At 67.1% G+C, this 17,178-nt stretch carries 17 protein-coding genes and 3 tRNA genes; 12 read left to right on the top strand and 8 right to left on the bottom strand.

The window, feature by feature from the left end:
* The first annotated feature begins 209 nt into the window (after positions 1-209).
* The 4 genes from J2S53_RS17030 to J2S53_RS17015 are packed head-to-tail and all read left to right on the top strand — an operon-like array spanning position 210 to position 1,630.
* Entirely contained in the window at positions 210-458 is a 249-nt protein-coding gene (locus tag J2S53_RS17030) for a hypothetical protein (protein ID WP_456241801.1), read from the top strand.
* Positions 459-468: 10 nt separating this feature from the next.
* On the top strand, positions 469-1,179 hold the full coding sequence (locus tag J2S53_RS17025) for a DddA-like double-stranded DNA deaminase toxin (RefSeq protein WP_456241800.1): 711 nt from the start codon (positions 469-471) through the stop codon (positions 1,177-1,179).
* Positions 1,176-1,433 carry a hypothetical protein gene (locus J2S53_RS17020; RefSeq protein WP_456241799.1) on the top strand — a complete coding sequence of 86 codons (258 nt, stop codon included), beginning with the start codon at positions 1,176-1,178 and terminating at the stop codon, positions 1,431-1,433. Before J2S53_RS17025 ends, J2S53_RS17020 begins: the two co-directional genes overlap by 4 nt.
* A gap of 53 nt (positions 1,434-1,486) precedes the next feature.
* Positions 1,487-1,630 (top strand): Imm1 family immunity protein, encoded by a 144-nt coding sequence (locus J2S53_RS17015; protein ID WP_456242819.1) that lies wholly within the window; start codon positions 1,487-1,489, stop codon positions 1,628-1,630.
* Positions 1,631-1,767: 137 nt separating this feature from the next.
* Here the strand turns inward: J2S53_RS17015 and J2S53_RS17010 are convergent.
* From J2S53_RS17010 to J2S53_RS16995, 4 genes are all read right to left on the bottom strand, one after another.
* Positions 1,768-1,840, bottom strand: a tRNA-Arg gene (locus J2S53_RS17010).
* A 39-nt stretch (positions 1,841-1,879) separates the two neighbouring features.
* Positions 1,880-1,969, bottom strand: a tRNA-Ser gene (locus J2S53_RS17005).
* Between the two features lie 122 nt (positions 1,970-2,091).
* Positions 2,092-4,065 carry an acetoacetate--CoA ligase gene (locus J2S53_RS17000; protein ID WP_456241798.1) on the bottom strand — a complete coding sequence of 658 codons (1,974 nt, stop codon included), beginning with the start codon at positions 4,063-4,065 and terminating at the stop codon, positions 2,092-2,094.
* Between the two features lie 123 nt (positions 4,066-4,188).
* A complete protein-coding gene (locus tag J2S53_RS16995) occupies positions 4,189-4,893 on the bottom strand; it encodes a dienelactone hydrolase family protein (RefSeq protein WP_456241797.1) in 705 nt (234 codons plus the stop codon).
* Positions 4,894-5,114: 221 nt separating this feature from the next.
* Between J2S53_RS16995 and hisC the strand changes: the two genes are divergently transcribed.
* The gene (gene hisC / locus J2S53_RS16990; protein ID WP_456241796.1) at positions 5,115-6,167 is read left to right on the top strand and encodes a histidinol-phosphate transaminase; all 1,053 of its coding nucleotides are present in this window, start codon (positions 5,115-5,117) and stop codon (positions 6,165-6,167) included.
* Positions 6,168-6,290: 123 nt separating this feature from the next.
* On the opposite strand, the gene J2S53_RS16985 is transcribed toward hisC, so the two are convergent.
* The 3 genes from J2S53_RS16985 to J2S53_RS16975 all read right to left on the bottom strand — a co-directional run bounded on the left by J2S53_RS16985 (position 6,291) and on the right by J2S53_RS16975 (position 8,420).
* Positions 6,291-6,752, bottom strand: coding sequence for a hypothetical protein (locus tag J2S53_RS16985; RefSeq protein ID WP_456241795.1), 462 nt, complete (start codon positions 6,750-6,752; stop codon positions 6,291-6,293).
* A gap of 74 nt (positions 6,753-6,826) precedes the next feature.
* The gene (locus tag J2S53_RS16980) at positions 6,827-7,663 is read right to left on the bottom strand and encodes a L,D-transpeptidase (protein WP_456241794.1); all 837 of its coding nucleotides are present in this window, start codon (positions 7,661-7,663) and stop codon (positions 6,827-6,829) included.
* A 672-nt stretch (positions 7,664-8,335) separates the two neighbouring features.
* Positions 8,336-8,420, bottom strand: a tRNA-Ser gene (locus tag J2S53_RS16975).
* Positions 8,421-8,652: 232 nt separating this feature from the next.
* On the opposite strand from J2S53_RS16975, the gene J2S53_RS16970 reads away from it, so the two are divergent.
* Entirely contained in the window at positions 8,653-9,639 is a 987-nt protein-coding gene (locus J2S53_RS16970; RefSeq protein WP_456241793.1) for an ABC transporter ATP-binding protein, read from the top strand.
* Positions 9,636-10,421, top strand: a complete 786-nt coding sequence (locus tag J2S53_RS16965; RefSeq protein ID WP_456241792.1) for an ABC transporter permease — start codon at positions 9,636-9,638, stop codon at positions 10,419-10,421. The genes J2S53_RS16970 and J2S53_RS16965 overlap by 4 nt, the downstream gene beginning before the upstream one ends.
* Before the next feature lie 367 nt (positions 10,422-10,788).
* Here the strand turns inward: J2S53_RS16965 and J2S53_RS16960 are convergent, their stop codons facing one another.
* Entirely contained in the window at positions 10,789-12,312 is a 1,524-nt protein-coding gene (locus tag J2S53_RS16960) for a M28 family metallopeptidase (RefSeq protein ID WP_456241791.1), read from the bottom strand.
* Positions 12,313-12,590: 278 nt separating this feature from the next.
* Here J2S53_RS16960 and J2S53_RS16955 point away from each other — a divergent pair, with 278 nt between their 5' ends.
* From J2S53_RS16955 to glfT1, 5 genes are all read left to right on the top strand, one after another.
* Positions 12,591-13,580 (top strand): NAD(P)H-quinone oxidoreductase, encoded by a 990-nt coding sequence (locus J2S53_RS16955; RefSeq protein WP_456241790.1) that lies wholly within the window; start codon positions 12,591-12,593, stop codon positions 13,578-13,580.
* Between the two features lie 158 nt (positions 13,581-13,738).
* Positions 13,739-14,320, top strand: a complete 582-nt coding sequence (locus tag J2S53_RS16950; RefSeq protein ID WP_456241789.1) for a bacterial proteasome activator family protein — start codon at positions 13,739-13,741, stop codon at positions 14,318-14,320.
* A 177-nt stretch (positions 14,321-14,497) separates the two neighbouring features.
* Complete coding sequence (wzm, locus tag J2S53_RS16945; protein WP_456241788.1) at positions 14,498-15,361, top strand: galactan export ABC transporter permease subunit Wzm/RfbD; 864 nt, start codon at positions 14,498-14,500, stop codon at positions 15,359-15,361.
* A gap of 83 nt (positions 15,362-15,444) precedes the next feature.
* Positions 15,445-16,206, top strand: a complete 762-nt coding sequence (gene wzt, locus J2S53_RS16940; protein ID WP_456242818.1) for a galactan export ABC transporter ATP-binding subunit Wzt/RfbE — start codon at positions 15,445-15,447, stop codon at positions 16,204-16,206.
* Positions 16,206-17,135, top strand: a complete 930-nt coding sequence (gene glfT1, locus J2S53_RS16935; RefSeq protein ID WP_456241787.1) for a galactofuranosyltransferase GlfT1 — start codon at positions 16,206-16,208, stop codon at positions 17,133-17,135. The genes wzt and glfT1 overlap by 1 nt, the downstream gene beginning before the upstream one ends.
* The last annotated feature ends 43 nt before the right edge of the window (positions 17,136-17,178 follow it).

Here is a 17,178-nt window from a genome sequence, read left to right as displayed (position 1 = left end):
AACCGGAACACATCTCGGGGCGGGGAGGTTCTGTCCGGCTAGTCCCGCGACCGGACCACTCTTGCCCGCATTCTCGCCGGACTCCACGCCCTGTAAGACACGGCCCGACGCCGGGCCGTTGCCACCCGGCCGGACAGTCCCTACACCCTTACTCGCCCGGCCGGGCAGTGCCCATCCGATGTTGTTTCCCGTTACGAGGAAGACTTGCGATGCTCGACGAGATTCGCGGCCAGCTTCAGCAGATCATCGGCACCGCACCCGCAGGCGAGTTACAGGGCATACAGACCACGCTCGACGAGCTGCGTGGGCAGCTGAATCAGGTGGCCGGGACCAGCACCAACCACGATGTGCGGCAGGCGCCGCGGCTGTTCGGCATCGCCCACGAGAAGGCGGGCGAGGCGGTCCAAGCCGTAGCGCAGGCCGCCGGACACGTCAGCACCTTCTCCGCCGTGCTGTGAGGAGCCCACCATGTCCCACGTGGAGGAGGTCGGCAACACCCTCGCCGCCATGCTCGGACAACTGCCACCGGAGCAGCTGCACCCGGCAAGGGCCTGGATCGAGGAATACGCCCTGCCCACCCTGACCGAGATCGGACAGGGCAGCACCTCCCCCGAACTGGCCGAGGCCGTGGCGCTGCTCGAACAGGCTCGCGAGCTCATCGACGACGTACTCGCGCTGTCCGACAACACCCGAGGGCACCTGGTGAACTACCTCGCCACCCTCGGCGTGACCAGCGAGCGACCCCCGCCGAGCCTGCCCCACCCATCAACCTTCCCGCGTGTTCCCACCGACGCGGCCCGCGACCGCACGTGGATCGACCAGGTCCGCCAGCGGCTACCCGAGCACACCGGCGGGCAGACCACCGAACTCACCGAAACCAGCGGACGCGACGAGGCATCCGAGCGCGCCCGGCTGAACCTGCACAACTCCACCGTGTTCCCGTCCGACGACCGTGGCGCTCCCACCGTGTACACCCACGTCGAAACGAAATACGCCCCACGGATGAAAGAACGCGGGCAGACACACGGCGTGATCGTGCTGAACAAGGACATGTGCTCCGGGCAGCGCGGAAACTGCTACCAAGCGGTGCGTGCCATCCTGCCTCGCGGGTCCACACTGGTCGTCTGGAAACCCGGAAAACAGCACCCCGTCACCATCCACGGAGAAGCCAGACCATGACCACGATCAGCGCGCCCACCGTCGTTACCGCGGTGACCGACAACGGGTGGCACTACGCCCACGAACCAGCGGAAACCGAGCAGCTCATCACACGCGTGCTCGACACACCAGCCCATCACGTCAGTCTGTTCTACGTCTGGGACCGCCCGTGCCGCTCCTGGCGCTCACTCGACGGAGAAGCGTTCCCCGACCACTCTCTACGGGTCGCTGCCGACCCAAAAAGTAGCGTCGCAGCGCTGAGCTACCACTACTAGCACCACGAACTGCTGGACTCCTACAACCCCCACACCACCGAGGACACCCCCCGCTGCTGTTCGACCCCGAAGGCGACCTGTGGTTTCCCACCTCGGCCTCACTACCCCTTGAGCGAGTTCGCGAAGCCATCACCGAATACTGCCGCACCGGACAACGCCCCACCCGCGTCGAATGGCAACCCGGCCAATGGTACTGAAGTAACCTTCGTAAGGACTACAACGGTGACGCTATCTCAGGGTTGAGGATCGTGTTCCCCACGCGCACAAAATGTGTACCGCACAGCAGCGGGGCGGCTCCGGAGTATTCCGAAACCGCCCCTGACCTGCGATAATGTGCGCCCGTAGGGATTCGAACCCCAAACCTTCTGATCCGTAGTCAGATGCTCTATCCGTTGAGCTACGGGCGCGTGTTCAGTTGTGGACTCCCACCTGGGTGGGTGCCCCGGCGGAGGCTCCGGGATTCGAACCCGGGAAGGGGGGTTGCCCCTTACCGCATTAGCAGTGCGGCGCCATAGACCAGACTAGGCGAAGCCTCCGGGTAGTTCCTCTCGGCTACTGATGTAAACCATACACACTCCCGCACGCCGAATTACAACGGGGGGTCGTCATTGACCATCGTCGGTACCGACCCCCCGCCGCCGCACGGCACGCGATCAGCTCAACCGCTGGTCATCTCGATGAAAGGTCGCAGTGAATCGGGGTTCCGCAAGGCGTCCATGCTGACCGCGCTCTCCGGTGCGGCCCCCGCGAGGATCTTCTTGACGGGCACTTCGAGCTTCTTGCCGTTGAGGGTGTGCGGTACCTCACCGATCACGACGAAGCGGTTCGGCACGTGCCGGGGCGATAGTTCGCTGCGCAACCGCTCCCGCAGCGCCGGTTCCAGCGTCGCCAGCTCGGCGCCCTCCGCCAACACCAGGAAGCACAGCAGCTCACCGTCGGTTTCCCCCGCGCCGGAAGTGTCGATGACCAGCGAGTCGGAAACCTCGTCGAAGCCCTCGACCACGCGGTAGAACTCCGCCGTACCCATCCGGATGCCCCCGCGGTTGAGGGTGGAGTCACTGCGCCCGTAGATGACCAGTGAACCCCGCTCGGTGATCCGCACCCAGTCCCCGTGCCGCCAGATGCCGGGATAGGTGTCGAAGTAGGCCTCCAGCAGCCTGCTGCCGTCCGGGTCGTTCCAGAAGTACACCGGCATGCTCGGCATCGGCTCGGTCAACACCAGTTCGCCGACCTCGTCGTGCGTCTCGTCCCCGTGCTCGTCGTAGGCGGCCACCGAGGCGCCCAGCATGGGGCAGGAGATCTCGCCCAGCCACACCGGCACGTCGGGTGAGGCCCCGACGAAGGCGGTACACAGATCGGTGCCACCGGAGACGCTGGCGATCTGCACGTCGTGCCCGACCTCCTCGGCGATCCAGCCGAACCCGTCGGCGGTCAACGGCGCCCCGGTGGAACCGACGGTCCGCAGCCGGGAGAGGTCGTGGTCCGTGGCCGGACGCAGCCCCCGCTTGCGGCAGGTCTGGATGAACGGTGCGGAGGTCCCGAAGTAGCTCACGCCGTGTCGCGCGGACAGCTCCCACAGCGTGTCCGTCCCGGGGTGCACGGGACTGCCGTCGAACAGCACGACGGCCGAGCCGGTCAGCAGCCCGCCGACCAGGAAGTTCCACATCATCCACCCGGTGGTGGTGAACCAGCAGAACCTGTCCCCGGGCCCCAGGTCGCAGTGCAGCCCGATCGCCTTGAGGTGCTCCAGGACGATCCCGCCGTGCCCGTGCACGATGCCCTTGGGCAGCCCGGTGGTCCCGGAGGAGTAGAGCACCCACAGCGGGTGGTCGAACGGCACCGACTCGAAGGAGAGCTCAGCATCGGCGTGTCGTTCCACCATGTCCCGCCAACCGACGGTGTCCGACAGCGACCCCGCACCCGTCACGTAGTCGATCGAGACCGTGGCACCGAGGCCGGGCAGCTGCCGCCGGAGCTCCTCGACGGTTCCGGTGATGTCGAACTCCCTGCCGCCGTAGCGGTATCCGTTGACGGTCAGCAGCACCTTGGGCTCGATCTGCACGAAGCGGTCCGCCACCGCGCGCAGCCCGAAGTCCGGGGAGCAGGAGGACCAGACAGCGCCCAGGCTGGCGGTCGCGAGGAATGCCACCAGGGTCTCGGGGCTGTTCGGTACCAGCGCCGCCACCCGGTCACCGCTGCGGACTCCCAGCTCGACCAGTCCCGCCCTGGCGGCGGCCACTCGCGAGCGCAGCTCACCGAAAGTGATCGTCTCGCCGTGGCCGTCCTCTCGTTCGAAGATCACGGCGGTGCGCGCGTCGTCCTTGCCCGGTCCCACGCACAACGCGTGTTCCGCGTAGTTCAACCGTGCGCCGGGAAACCACTCGGCTCCCGGCATGGTCTCGGCACTCAGCACCCGATCCGGGGGTTCGTGGAAGGAGACCCCGAAGAACTCGGCCACGGCCGACCAGAACCCGGTCAGGTCCTCGACCGACCAGCGCCAGAGCGCGCGGTAGTCGGGCAGGTCCAGCTCCCGGTGCTGCCGCAGCCAGTCGCGGAACCTGCCGATGCGGGTCTGCCGAACCCACTCGGGTGAGGGTTGCCAGAGCAGCTCGGGTGTGGTGCTTGAAGTCATAACAGCTTCCTAACCCACCACCGCCTTCCGGGGCCACAGATGACACCCGCGCGGTTCGACCGGAAATTTCCCGCGAATTCGCCGCCCGCGCCGGACGAGTGGCCCGGGAGAGCGGAGCTCCGATCAGCGCAGGTGCAGATCGAGCCAGTTGCGGGCACGTTGCCAGGCCTCCTCGGCGGCCTCCGGATCGGTGTCGAAGCGGTGATCGGCGTTCGGGTAGCGCACCACGTCGGTGGCGGTCTCGGCGGCGGTCGCGGCGGCACGCAGCTTGTCGATCTCTCCGGCGGGCGTTCGGCTGTCCTGCTCGCCGTACAGTCCGAGCCAGGGGCAGCTCAGCTCCCCCGCGATGTCGACCAGCGGCGAGAAGCCCTCCGAAAGCGGTGTGACGATGCCGTCACCACCCACGGTGACAGCCGCTCCCAGCCGCCTGCTGGCGGCCACCATGAGAGCGGCACTCCCACCGATGTCGAATCCGATGATGCCCTGTCGGTCGCTGGAAACGCCCCGATCCGCCAGCCAGACGAAGGCGGCGTCGGTGTCGGCGAGCACGGACTCGCCGGAGAGCCTGCTCACCTGCTCCGCCACCCGGTGCGGGGTTTCCTCGTTGGGGAGTTCGTCGGTGCCGTCCCGGTGGTACAGGTGCGGCGCCACCGTGAGCCAGCCCTCCTCGGCGAGCGCCGCGACCAGGACTCTCGTGTAGTCCGTCACTCCTCGTGCCTCGTGCAGGACCACGACGCCACCTCGAACCACGTTGTCCGGTTCGGCGACCGTCAGTCTGAGTCGGGTGTCATTGGTGAGCGCGATCGTCTCGGTCCTGGTTTGGATCATACGCGCAGATAACCACGCGAGGGTGAACTCCCGTCAACGTGCTGTGACGGAAAAGAACCGTGCGAATGTCGACATTACTTCGGAGGAGTCATCCCATCATTGCTCTTTCCGGAGTAGAAACGAGGAGACGAATCGACCGAAGATCCTACCGCGACCACCCGGCGGGATACTGTCGCACCGCGGCCCGTACGAGCCGCCACGAGCAGAGCAAGGAGTGGTCAATGAGCGTGCGCATCCGTTCCGACCTCGAGAAACTGCCCGCCTACGTCGCGGGCAGGACGGTGCCGGGTTCGGTCAAGTTGGCGAGCAACGAGGTCTCCGCCGGACCACTGCCGAGTGTGGTGGAGGCCATCACACGAGCGGCGCACGACGTGCACCGCTACCCCGACATGGCCGCGACCGAACTCGTGGAAACGTTGGCCGACCGGCTGGTGGTCACCACCGACCGCATCGCGGTGGGTTGTGGCTCGGTGGCGCTGTGCCAGCAGATCGTGCAGGCCACCTGCGAGCCCGGCGACGAGGTCGTCTTCCCGTGGCGTTCGTTCGAGGCCTACCCGATCCTCGCCCGCGTCGCGGGCGCCGAGGAGGTTCGCGTTCCGCTCACCCCGGAACACGAGCTGGACCTGGCAGGGCTGCTGGCCGCGATCACCCCCGCTACCCGGGTGGTCTTCGTCTGCACTCCCAACAACCCGACGGGGACCTCGCTGCGCCGGGAGGACCTGGAGGACTTCCTGCGGCGCGTCCCCCCGGAAGTGGTGGTGGTGCTGGACGAGGCGTACCGGGAGTTCGTGACCGACCCAGCAGCGCCGGACGGCGTGGAACTCACTCGACAGCGAGACAACGTGGTGTCGCTGCGGACCTTCTCCAAGGCGTACGGCCTGGCGGGGCTGCGCGTGGGCTACGCGGTGGGCGCCCCCGAGATCATCACGGCGTTGCGCAAGGTCTACATCCCGTTCAGCGTGAGCGCGGTCGCCCAGCGAGCGGCGGTGGCCTCGCTGAGCGCGACCGCGGAACTGGAGCGGCGCTGCGCCGAGATCGCCACCGAGCGAACCCGCGTACGCGAAGCGCTGCTCGAACTCGGCTACGAGGTTTCCGCCAGCCAGGCGAACTTCGTGTGGCTGCCGCTCGGGGAACGCAGCGCGGCCTTCGACGCGCACTGCGCGGAGAACCGGGTGGTGGTGCGTGCCTTCGCCGGAGACGGCGTGCGCATCACCATCGGTGCGCCCGAGGAGAACGACGCGCTGCTCAAGGCCGCGGCCTCGTTCCGGGGATGACCTCGGACGGCCTGGGGCGTCCTCCCGACGAAACGGACCCCGTACCGCTCCCCTCGGACCGGTCGCTCAACTGCGGAGGCGACAGCCCTTCGGGAACGAGTACGGGGTCCCGTTCGGTGACCGTCAGCCGGTGACGGCGGCGTGCCCCTCGTGGCTCACCGGAGTGGGAGCGGCGGGCATCTCCTCCTTCGGCTTGCCCGGCTTCTCCGGGTTGTCGGGCTTCTCGGGTTCCTTGGGCTCTTCCGGCTTCTCGGGTTCCTTGGGCTCCTCGGGCTCCTCGGGCTCCTCGGGCTCCTCGGGTTCCTTGGGCTCCTCCGGCTCCTCGGGCCCCTCGTCGCCGGTCTTGGGGTGATCGACCACCGGCGCGTTGACGCACTCGGAGGACTGGCTCGAAAGGACGTTGGCTACGACCCCCAGCACGGCGACGTTGTTACCGCAGAGCTGGACCGGCAGCACACTGGCGTTGTTGTCGTTGCCGACGTTGATGCCGTCGTTGTCGACACTGTCCGCCAGAGCCGGGGTGCCCGCGATCAGCAGACCCGCCGTCGCGGCCACGCTTCCCGCGAAGTATGTCTTCTTGGCCACTGTCACACTTCCTTCGTCGAATACCTGCGGATTTCGCACGGTGAGCCGGCGAAAACGCCTCACCGTCCGCCCACTCAGCGCAGCCGGACAAGCGTCCCCAACGGCAGCGACCGCAGTAACCGCAGCGCATCACCGGGCACTCGGACACACCCGTCGCTACTCGCCGTACCGAAGACATCGGGCTCCGGCCAGCCGTGCAACGCGACGGTTCCGGGACCACCGCCGTAGGTGGTGTAGGTCTCGGAGTGCGTCCCGAGCGGCAGAATGATCGGGCTGAAATCGCTGACCGTCTCCCGGATGGAGGCGAGAATGAAAGTGCGCCCCCTCGGTGTCGGCGTATCCACGGAACCGACCCCGACGCTCCAGGAACCGAGTTCCCGACCATTTTCGAGCACCACCAGCCGGCGGTTCCCCACGTCGACATCCACGACGTACGGGGAGTGCGCTTTGTGCACTTTCTCGGTTCCCAACCGAACCCAACCGGTCGAACCGTTCGGGCGCGAAGGCAACAGAACTCGTGCCCAGCCATCGCTTTCGGCGACTATCGGAACCCAGGTCGGCGATTCGAACTGGGTAGCGGGTAGTCGCGCGATCGCTTCACCACCCACGGAATCGCGTACCGCGATCTCCCGCTTCACACGCAGCACCACACCGTCGGTACCGGAGCGCGGTGCCGGATCGGAAGGGGCGTCGGGTGTGGTTCCGAAAGTGGTCGCGTCCGGAAGCGTGGAGAGATCCACCTTCGCACGCCGGGTCGACGACGGGGTTTCGTCGGCCTGACGCGACTCGGACGTGGCCGCCGAACAACCGGTGACCAACACGGCCAGCAGGACGCCGAGCGCCACGACGGCGCGACGGGACCGGGGTGTCCCGCCGCCCGCGTAACGGAACTCGACTCCCGAGAACTCCATTGCGAACGTCCTTGCGGCCGTGGCTGCCTTCGCTGTGCGCACCGATCCCCTCGGGGGCCGTCTCACCGACCCCGCGAGTACGATCAGCGGCGGAACCGACTCGACTGCACGGTCGGATTCCGAGCGAACGCTAACCGATCACCGCTGTATAGCAATCGCCAGGCAACTGTTCACGCATCGCGGGAAATTCCCGACAAAAAGCCGATCACCTGGTGAAACGATCGATCGAGTCGAACTCGGAAGTCGTTAAGCGAATAATTTTTCACTTCGGCTCGATTGAATTTTCACTCGAAAGAGCGAAGTCAACTCTTGATTGAAAGCGTTTCCCACGCGGTTGTCGAAAGTTGATCACAATGTGGTTGGCGGTACGTACGGCCGGACCGATGTCCGTTCGACGAAGCTCACCACACCGCCGAGACCGTGCTATCGAACTGGGCGTCCCGGATCGCACAGCGATGGGGATTCATGGGGTGGTCCAACGCCGCTCTCACCCAGCGCTATCAGCACGTGACCGGACGCGCGCCGGGAACCGTTGCCGACAAGATCGGAGACCATCCGTGGGAACCGCACGAGGCCTCCGACTACCCCCTTGCTGAGGGAAACTGAGACGGAACCGAACGAAGCCCGGCGGAACATCCGTCCACCGGGCTTCGTCTTCCCTGCTCACACCGGCGGAAGCGGGGGGATTCGAACCCCCGGGCCCTCTCGGACCGCTCGCTTTCAAGGCGAGTGCATTAGGCCGCTCTGCCACGCTTCCGCGCAGTAGGGTAGCCCTCGACACCCACCACGCCAACAGGGGGCCGCCGACAAGAGGCCGCTCACAGGCCCTCCCGCGGGCGAAAGTTGACCTCGATCACGGATCGGCGGCGTACAATCACGGCAGTAACCCAGCTGCCGCACGGGTTTCCGGTGCCGCGTGGCCCGCACGAGTGGCATGGGAGCACCACAGAGGGAACAACCGAGACGACGAGTTCCTGCCAGGGGGACGGGTGACTGCTGCTGTCGAAGTGGCGGATCTGGTCAAGCACTACCCCAAGAGCACCCGCAACGCGGTGGACGGGCTGAGCTTCCGGGTCCGGCACGGTGAGATCTTCGGACTGCTGGGACCGAACGGTGCGGGCAAAACCACGACGGTGGGGATTCTGACCACCCGGATCGTGCTCAACGGTGGGAGCGCCACGATCGGCGGGGTCGACGTGGCCCGTGATCCCGTGGCCGCCAGGAGCAAGGTCGCCGTGGTGCCGCAACGGGTCAATCTCGACAGGTCGCTCAACGCCAGGCAGAACCTGCTGTTCCACGCCTCGTACCACGGAATCGGTCGTTCCGAGCGGCACGCGTTGGCCACCCGACTCATGGAGCGGATGGGGCTGGCCGACAAGTCCAAGGCACGCATCGACGACCTCTCCGGCGGTCAGGCACAGCGGCTGATGATCGCCAGGGCGCTGATCCACCGACCCGAGGTGCTGTTCCTGGACGAACCGTCCACCGGGCTGGATCCACAGGCGAGGCTGTTCGTGCACGACCGCGTCAACGATCTGCGTTCCGAGGGAGTCACCGTCGTACTGACCACGCACGACATGGAAGAGGCCGAGAAGCTCTCCGACCGGGTGGGTGTAGTCGATCACGGCAGGATGCTCACCGTGGACACCCCCACCGCGCTGATCAGATCGCTGCCGGGCAGCGGAACCATCGACGCGCGGCTCCGTCCGAACGGTTTCGACAGCGACAAGGTCACCGGCCTGCTGTCCGACATTCCCGGAGTGCGGCGGGTCGAGGCCCCGGGCGGTTCGACCGCCCTCGAAGGGGTCTCCCCGGAAACCGAGCTGCGCCTCTATGTCGACGGTGAGCCCGGTTCGCTGCTCGGTCCGATCGCCGCGAAGCTGCACGACAACGACATCACGGTCAGTGACCTCTCACTCGGCTCGGCGAGCCTGGAGGACGTATTCATCGAACTGACCGGCAGGGACCTGCGATGACCGGCACCACGCAGAGCTCGGTACGCGCGTTCTGGGCCGTGCTCGGCAGGGACGTGTTCGTCACCGGACGCGAGATGCCCAGTTTCCTGGCACAGGTGCTGGTGCAGCCGGTGGCGCTGTTGTTCATCTTCGGCAAGGTGCTGGGCCAGCTCGGCTACACCCAACCCGGCTACGCGCAGATCCTGCTGCCGGGGATGATCGCGCTCAACTCGTTCCTGGTGGCACTGCAGAACACCTCGTTCCCGCTGGTGCTGGACTTCTCGTTCTCCCGCGAGATCGAGGACAGGCTGCTCGCCCCGCTGCCGATCACCTGGGTGGCCGTGGAGAAGATGCTCTTCGGCGCGCTTCGCGGGCTGTTCGCGGCACTTCTGATGTTCCCGATCGGGCTGCTGATGCTGGGAAACGTCGCGTGGGACCTGTCCGGCCTGCCGTTCGCGGTGCTGTGCATGGTGCTCGGCTCGCTGGTGGGCGGCACGGTGGGGCTCACCGTGGGGGCGGCGGTACCACCCCGGCGGATCAACATCATGTTCGCCGTGATCCTGGCTCCGCTGATCTTCACCGGCGCGAGCCAGTTCCCCTGGGCGCAGCTCGACCAGCTCCGCTGGTTCCAGGTCGTCTGCGCGTTCAACCCGCTGACCTACGTGAGCGAGGGGATGCGTGGCGCGCTGCTGCCGGACGTGCCGCACATGGCGCCCTGGGTGTGTCTGCTGGCCCTGCTGGGAGCTTGTGTGATCTTCGGTGCGCTGGGGATCAAGTTCTTCCTGCGCCGTGCCCTGGACTAGGAATCCGCGACAGAAGTTGCTCGGGCGGTTACGTAGCCGTCACGTGAGTCGGCGCCTTGCCGCGTTGGGCCGGCTCTTGAGTAGCGACCTACGCGGCGAGCGGCCCGGCCTCGCAATGCATCCGACTCACGCACCGGGGACAACCGCGCTGCTTAATCGCATGGTCCCGTTCCGACGGACAGTCCCGGACAGCGGCGGTGCCGACTGCGAGAGTGCTCGGGATTCGGTACTCGCCGGTACCATCTGCCCGGCGATTTTTGGGAAACCGCCGCCGCACGGAAACGGCCGGGGCGCACCGAGGACGCCCCGGCCGTCGATTCGCCGAGCGAGCGACCGCGTTGTGAACCGGTCCCCTACGGCAACCGGGTCACTTCAGCGGGAGCTGGCAGGTGTGACCGTGCGAGTCGGCGTTCGACGCGAGGCTCATGGGCTGCGCCATCGCCATGCTGCGCACCCGGGCGCGTTCGGCCCTGCTCCGCATCCCGTTGACGTCCTCGGTCGTCTGCCCGTAGTGCTGGACCACTCCGGCCAGTGCCCTGGTGTTGCGGATCAGGGCGGTGCGGTCGACGTTGCCGAGGTCGTCACCGGCCTTGTGGTAGTTCGGGTCGTAGGCGACGCCGGCTTCGCCGCCCCACTTGGCCGCCTGGGCCTCGGTCTTGATGCCCCCGGCGCCGGTGAACAGTCCGCCCGCCGGGATGCCCACGGCGATGAACTGCCCATAGTCCGACCGGCCGTTGAAGTCGGTTCCCTCGACCTCGATGCCCTGGCGCTGCATCGCCTCGGTGAAGTCCTGCTCGATCTGCGCCGAGCCGTACGGCCCGGGACCGGCGCCCACACCGTCCGAATCGTCACCGTCGTAGGTGAAGTAACCGGCGTTCGGCGATCCGATCATGTCGAAGTTCAGGTACATCGCGATGTCGAGCTGCTGCTCGAAGCTCAGCCCGTTGACGTACTTCGTGGAACCGATCAGGCCGGACTCCTCGGCACCCCACCAGGCGAACCGCACCGCGTTGTTGACGTCGGGGCTGCCGCCCATCTCCAGAGCCGTTTCCAGCAGTCCGGCGCTACCGGTGCCGTTGTCGTTGATGCCCGGCCCCGCGTCCGCGCTGTCGAGGTGGGCGCCTGCCATCACGACGTTGTCCTTGCGACCGGTGCGGGTCTCGGCGACTACGTTCTCGCTGGTGATCTCGTCGAAGGTGGCATCGAGGTTCAGCGTGGCGCTCTCGCCGGCCTTGGCGACCAGGTCGGCACCGAGGGCCTTGCCGACCGAGGCTGTGGGGATCACGCCCGCGTCGGCACCGCCCAGGGTGCCGTTGAGCTCTCCCTCGACGTTGTTGTAGATGATCGCGGCGTCGGCGCCCTGCTCGGCGGCGAGCCGCTGCTTCTTGGCGAAGGTGCAGGCACCGCGCTTGACGAGCGTGATGGTGCCGGCAACGTCCGTGCCCTGGTAATCGGCCGCCTGGCAACCGGTGGAGTCGTCCACCGGCGTGACCGACAGCGGTGCCTGGACTCCGCCGTCGGGCGTGGCGGGCGAGTACTCCAACGCACCGACTTCCTCGACCGGCGAGCCCGCGGCGCTCAGGGAGACCGAATCGAGGCGGTACTTGGTGTATTCGAAGTCGGGAGTGGACACTTCGTAGCCCGCGCTCCGGAGTTTGCCCGCGACATAATCCACGCTGGCCTGATATCCGGGCGTTCCGGAAGCACGTGTGCCGTCGTTGCGGTCGGCGATCCGCTGGAATGCCACGAGATGCCGATTCACGTCGTTGACATTGAATCCGGGCTCCGCCGCCGGGGTCGCCGCAGCGGGAACCGCCGTGAAAGCGGCGGTCGCGCCGGTGGCGAGCAGCGCGGCGACGAAGCGTCCTGATCGGACGTTGTGCACTGTCATCTTGCTCCCCGTATCGGGTGAATACGTGCCGGCCAAGAGTTCATAAAACTCCCCGGTAAAGTCAAGACGCCATGGCGGTGGAACGGATGGTCGAGATACCGAAATGTCTCCGTTCACGCGGCCCAGCGGCACGCACGAAGACATTTCCCGTTTTTCCCGAACAACCCTCACTGCCGCTTTCGAGAATTCCACCTTCCCACTGCCGGAACAAACCGACACACCGAGACCGAAAGGCACTCACCGCGTCCGGAAGGGGTGGCGGCGCTACGGTCGGGAGCATGCACGCGATCACCATCCGCGAAGCGGGCGAACCCGATGTCCTGGAGTGGCGCGAGGTCCCCGCGCCCGAGCCCGGCCCCGGAGAGGTGGCCGTCGACGTGACCGCCGCCGGGGTCAACCGGGCCGACCTGGCACAGCGCCAGGGCTCCTACCCGCCGCCCGAGGGGGCCAGTGAGCTGCTCGGGCTGGAGTGCTCGGGCACCGTGGTCGAGTCCGGCCCCGGCGTCACCGGCTGGCGGCCCGGTGACCGGGTGTGTGCCCTGCTGTCGGGCGGGGGCTACGCCGAACGGGTGGTGGTGCCCGCCACCCAACTGCTGCCGATACCTCCGGGGGTCGACCAGGTGGACGCGGCCGGACTGCCGGAAGTCACCTGCACGGTGTGGTCCAACATCGTGCACGAGGCCGGGCTGGAACCGGAACAACTACTGCTGGTGCACGGCGGCTCGGGTGGCATCGGTACCTGCGCGATACAGCTCGGCCGCGCACTGGGCGCGCGGGTGGTCGCCACCGCGGGCAGCGAGGACGGGCTGCGGCTGTGCGAGGAGCTCGGGGCCAGTCCGGCGGTGGACTACCGCGAGGGGGACTTCGTCGCCGAGGTCAAGCGGCTCGGCGGGGCGAACGTGATCCTGGACAACATGGGCGGCTCGTACCTGGACCGCAACCTCAGCGCGCTCGCCACCGACGGGCACCTGGCCGTGATCGGGATGCAGGGTGGCCGCAAGGCCGAACTCGACCTGGGAAAGATGCTGGTCAAGCGGCTGCGCATGTCGGCGTTGGGGCTGCGTGGCAGGCCGCTGGAGGGCCCCCACGGCAAGGCCGGGATCGTGCACGACGTACGGCAGTGGGTGTGGCCGATGATCGAGCGGGGCGAAATCCGCCCGGTCGTGTGGCACCGGCTCCCGATGCGGGAGGCGGCACGCGCGCACGAACTCATGGCGGCCGGCGGGGTGCACGGCAAGATCCTGCTCACGACCGACCGAGCGGAGTGACCACCGGGCGGGGTGACCGGAACTCGGGTGCCGGGCAGGCGGGCCCCGAGTTCTCCCGGCGTCACCACCCGGCATCACGGGCGAGTTCCGCCGTCTCGGAGTCACACAACCGGCACACCGCTTCGCGTTCCGTGTGGCACACGCGGCACCATTGAAGGATGAACGGCAGGGACATCGAACCGGGACGAATGTTCGTGGTCGGCGACGAGAACACTCCGGTGGGGGCCTCGATCACTCCGAACCAGCCACTCGGCGACAACAGCACCGAAGAGGACGCCGAGTCCACGACCGAGAACGGTGATCAAAATCTCGGCGAGCTCGTGGAGCAGCCGACCAAGGTCATGCGAATCGGCACGATGATCAAACAGCTGTTGGAGGAGGTGCGCTCCGCTCCGCTGGACGAGGCCAGCCGGTTCCGGCTGAAGGAGATCCACCGGTCCTCCGTCAAAGAACTGGAGCAGGGACTCGCACCGGAGCTGATCCAGGAGTTGGAACGCCTGTCGCTGCCTTTCACCAGGGAGGAAACCCCTTCGGAGGCGGAGCTGCGGATCGCACAGGCCCAGCTGGTGGGCTGGCTCGAAGGGCTGTTCCACGGACTGCAGACCGCGCTCTACGCCCAACAGCTCGCCGCCCGCGATCAACTGGAGAAGATGCGGCAGGGCGCGCTGCCCGCGGGAGAGACCGACGGCGGCGGGGAACACGATCACCGGAGCGGGTCGTCACACGGACAGTACCTCTGAACCACGCCCAGCGGGCCGTGCCACCCGCCTGACGGAGTCTTGCGCTGCATCGATCGAGCGAGGATCAGATCCCCCGTTCGAGCGATCTCGAAACGGACCAACCTAACCAAGAGGACAATGCTCCCCGGGGCGACTCCCACCGCAACAGCGCGTGCCCCGGTCGGTACGCTGCACAGCGTGCAGGCGACCAGCACGACAGACCAAACCGAAGCGCCCGCGGCAGCGCCCATCACGGCGCGCTCCCGCAGCTGGCGCAGGGTGTTCGACGACATCAGCAGGGCGGCACAGCAGCGACAGCTCTGGGCCCATCTGGGGTGGCAGGACGTCAAGCAGCGTTACCGCCGCTCCGTCCTGGGCCCGCTGTGGATCACCATCAGCATGGGCGTCACTGCCACCGGACTGGGGCTGCTGTACTCGACCATCTTCGGCATGGACCCCGGCGAGTACGTGCCGTACATGACGGTGGGCTTCATCATCTGGTACTTCATCTCCGGATGCCTGACCTCGGGTACGGACGTGTTCATCCAGAACGAGGGGATGATCAAGCAGCTACCCGCGCCGATCAGCATCTACGTCTTCCGGACGGTGTGGCGCGAATTCCTGCTCTTCTTGCACAACCTGGTCATATATTTCGCGATTCTGGCGATTTTCCAGCCCGAGCTGTCGTGGACCGTTTTCAGCGTGTTCCCCGCGCTGCTGCTGCTACTGGTCAACGCGGGCTGGGTCGTATTGCTGTTCGGGATCGTCAGCACCCGGTTCCGCGACATCCCGCCGGTGGTCAGCAGCTTCATGCAGCTGCTGTTCTTCATGTCGCCGATCGTCTGGCCCATGTCGGCGCTGGAGGAGAACGCGGGCCCGCGCGCCTGGCTGGCCCAGATAAATCCCATCTACCATTACGTCGACATCGTTCGTTCGCCGCTGCTGGGCAGCAACCAGGACATGTACCACTGGCTGATCGTGCTGGCCATCACAGTGGGCGGCTGGGGCCTGGCACTGCTGATGATGCGCAACTACCGGGCCCGCGTTTCCTACTGGGTCTAGAAGGAGGTCGACGAACCGTGGTCAGTATCGACGTGTGGAACGCAGCGGTTGACTTCCCGATCTTCGACGCGAAGTCGCGCTCGATGAAGAAGGCCATGCTCGGCAAGACCGGCGGCAAGATCGGCACCGACACCAAGGTCCCGATCATCGAGGCGCTGCGCGACATCGACCTCTCGCTGCGGCACGGCGACCGGGTCGCCCTGGTCGGCCACAACGGCGCGGGCAAGTCCACCCTGCTGCGGCTGCTGTCCGGCATCTACGAGCCGACGCGGGGCAGCTCGCGCGTGGAGGGCAAGGTCGCCCCGGTCTTCGACCTCGGCGTGGGGATGGACCCGGAGATCTCCGGGCACGAGAACATCATCATCCGGGGCCTGTTCCTGGGCATGAGCCGCAAGCAGATGGAGCAGCGGATCGACGACATCGCCGAGTTCACCGAGCTCGGGAACTACCTGTCGATGCCGCTGCGCACCTATTCCACCGGTATGCGGGTCAGGCTCGCGCTGGGCGTGGTCACCTCCATCGACCCCGAGATCCTGGTGCTCGACGAGGGCATCGGCGCGGTCGACGCCGACTTCCTGGAGAAGGCCAAGGGCAGGCTCAACGAGCTGGTCAAGCGTTCCGGGATGCTGGTGTTCGCCTCGCACTCCGACGAGTTCCTCGCCGAGCTGTGCAGCACGGCGATCTGGATGGAGAAGGGCCAGATCAAGGAGCACGGCCCGCTGCGCGAGGTGCTCACGCACTACAAGGGCAAGGACCCCTTCGAGAACCTCAGCCCCCGGGCGAAGGCCCGGATGCAGGAGGACCAGGCGGGTTCGACCGCGACCATCGGAAGCGGCGAGGGCTGATGACGGCATCCGAACAATCCGCACCGCTGCCGGCGGACTCGGTGGTGACGGTGATCGTCACCCGGCACCGCCCGGAGCTGCTCGCCGAGTCGCTGAAGGTGATCGGCAGCCAGACACGGCCGCCGGACCACCTCGTGGTGGTCGACAACGGCCCCGACCAACCCGTCGCCGAGGTGGTCGCCGAGTGCCCCATCCCCACGACCTATCTGCCCTCCCGGCGGAACCTGGGCGGCGCGGGCGGGTTCGCGCTGGGCATGATGCACGCGCTCTCGCTGGGCGCGGAGTGGATCTGGCTCGGTGACGACGACGGCCGCCCCGCCGACGAGCACGCGCTGCGCACCCTGCTGGAAGAGGCGGAAGCGCGCGGTCTCGCCGCCGTCTCACCGGTCGTGGTCGACATCGACAGCCCGGACACCCTCGCCTTCCCGCTGCGGCGTGGCCTGACGTGGAAACGCCGCCCGGAGGAACTGCGCGGCACCGGTTCCGAGCACGACTTCCTGCCCGGCATCGCCTCGCTGTTCAACGGCGCACTGTTCCGGGCCGGAACGCTGGACGTGGTCGGAGTTCCCGATTACCGGTTGTTCTTCCGCGGCGACGAGGTGGAAATACACCGCCGGATCGTGCGTTCGGGACTGCCGTTCGGGACCACACTGCGTACTCGATTCCTGCACCCCAACGGCTCGGGCGAATTCAAACCGATGCTGGGTGGGAAGTTTCACGCGCAGGATCCGGAGGATTCCACCAAACGCTACTACACCTACCGAAACCGCGGCTACCTGCTCGCCCAGCCGGGCATGCGCGGAATCGGGATGCTCGAAGTGGCTCGTTTCGGACTCTACTTCGTCTGGCAGCGCCGGAGCCCGAAGGATTTCCTGGAATGGCTCCGGCTGCTGCGCCTGGGCAGGCGCGAGCGTTTCTTCCGCAGGTAAAGCCGGGCGGTCCACGGCGGACTCGCCCGGCACGCCGGACCGG

Origin of the sequence: Actinopolyspora lacussalsi (assembly GCA_030803735.1) — a bacterium.
Lineage (GTDB): Bacteria > Actinomycetota > Actinomycetes > Mycobacteriales > Pseudonocardiaceae > Actinopolyspora > Actinopolyspora lacussalsi.
The sequence above is the reverse complement of the archived record's forward strand: the minus strand, read 5'-3'. Positions and strand labels throughout refer to the sequence as shown.

What these genes read in the sequence shown, in the direction of transcription:
- J2S53_RS17030 (WP_456241801.1), top strand. Translation starts at nt 210, where the DNA reads ATGCTCGACGAGATTCGCGGCCAGCTTCAGCAGATCATCGGCACCGCA.
- J2S53_RS17025 (WP_456241800.1), top strand. Translation starts at nt 469, where the DNA reads ATGTCCCACGTGGAGGAGGTCGGCAACACCCTCGCCGCCATGCTCGGA.
- J2S53_RS17020 (WP_456241799.1), top strand. Translation starts at nt 1,176, where the DNA reads ATGACCACGATCAGCGCGCCCACCGTCGTTACCGCGGTGACCGACAAC.
- J2S53_RS17000 (WP_456241798.1), bottom strand. Translation starts at nt 4,065, where the DNA reads ATGACTTCAAGCACCACACCCGAGCTGCTCTGGCAACCCTCACCCGAG.
- J2S53_RS16995 (WP_456241797.1), bottom strand. Translation starts at nt 4,893, where the DNA reads ATGATCCAAACCAGGACCGAGACGATCGCGCTCACCAATGACACCCGA.
- hisC (WP_456241796.1), top strand. Translation starts at nt 5,115, where the DNA reads ATGAGCGTGCGCATCCGTTCCGACCTCGAGAAACTGCCCGCCTACGTC.
- J2S53_RS16980 (WP_456241794.1), bottom strand. Translation starts at nt 7,663, where the DNA reads ATGGAGTTCTCGGGAGTCGAGTTCCGTTACGCGGGCGGCGGGACACCC.
- J2S53_RS16965 (WP_456241792.1), top strand. Translation starts at nt 9,636, where the DNA reads ATGACCGGCACCACGCAGAGCTCGGTACGCGCGTTCTGGGCCGTGCTC.
- J2S53_RS16960 (WP_456241791.1), bottom strand. Translation starts at nt 12,312, where the DNA reads ATGACAGTGCACAACGTCCGATCAGGACGCTTCGTCGCCGCGCTGCTC.
- J2S53_RS16955 (WP_456241790.1), top strand. Translation starts at nt 12,591, where the DNA reads ATGCACGCGATCACCATCCGCGAAGCGGGCGAACCCGATGTCCTGGAG.
- J2S53_RS16950 (WP_456241789.1), top strand. Translation starts at nt 13,739, where the DNA reads ATGAACGGCAGGGACATCGAACCGGGACGAATGTTCGTGGTCGGCGAC.
- wzt (WP_456242818.1), top strand. Translation starts at nt 15,445, where the DNA reads ATGAAGAAGGCCATGCTCGGCAAGACCGGCGGCAAGATCGGCACCGAC.
- glfT1 (WP_456241787.1), top strand. Translation starts at nt 16,206, where the DNA reads ATGACGGCATCCGAACAATCCGCACCGCTGCCGGCGGACTCGGTGGTG.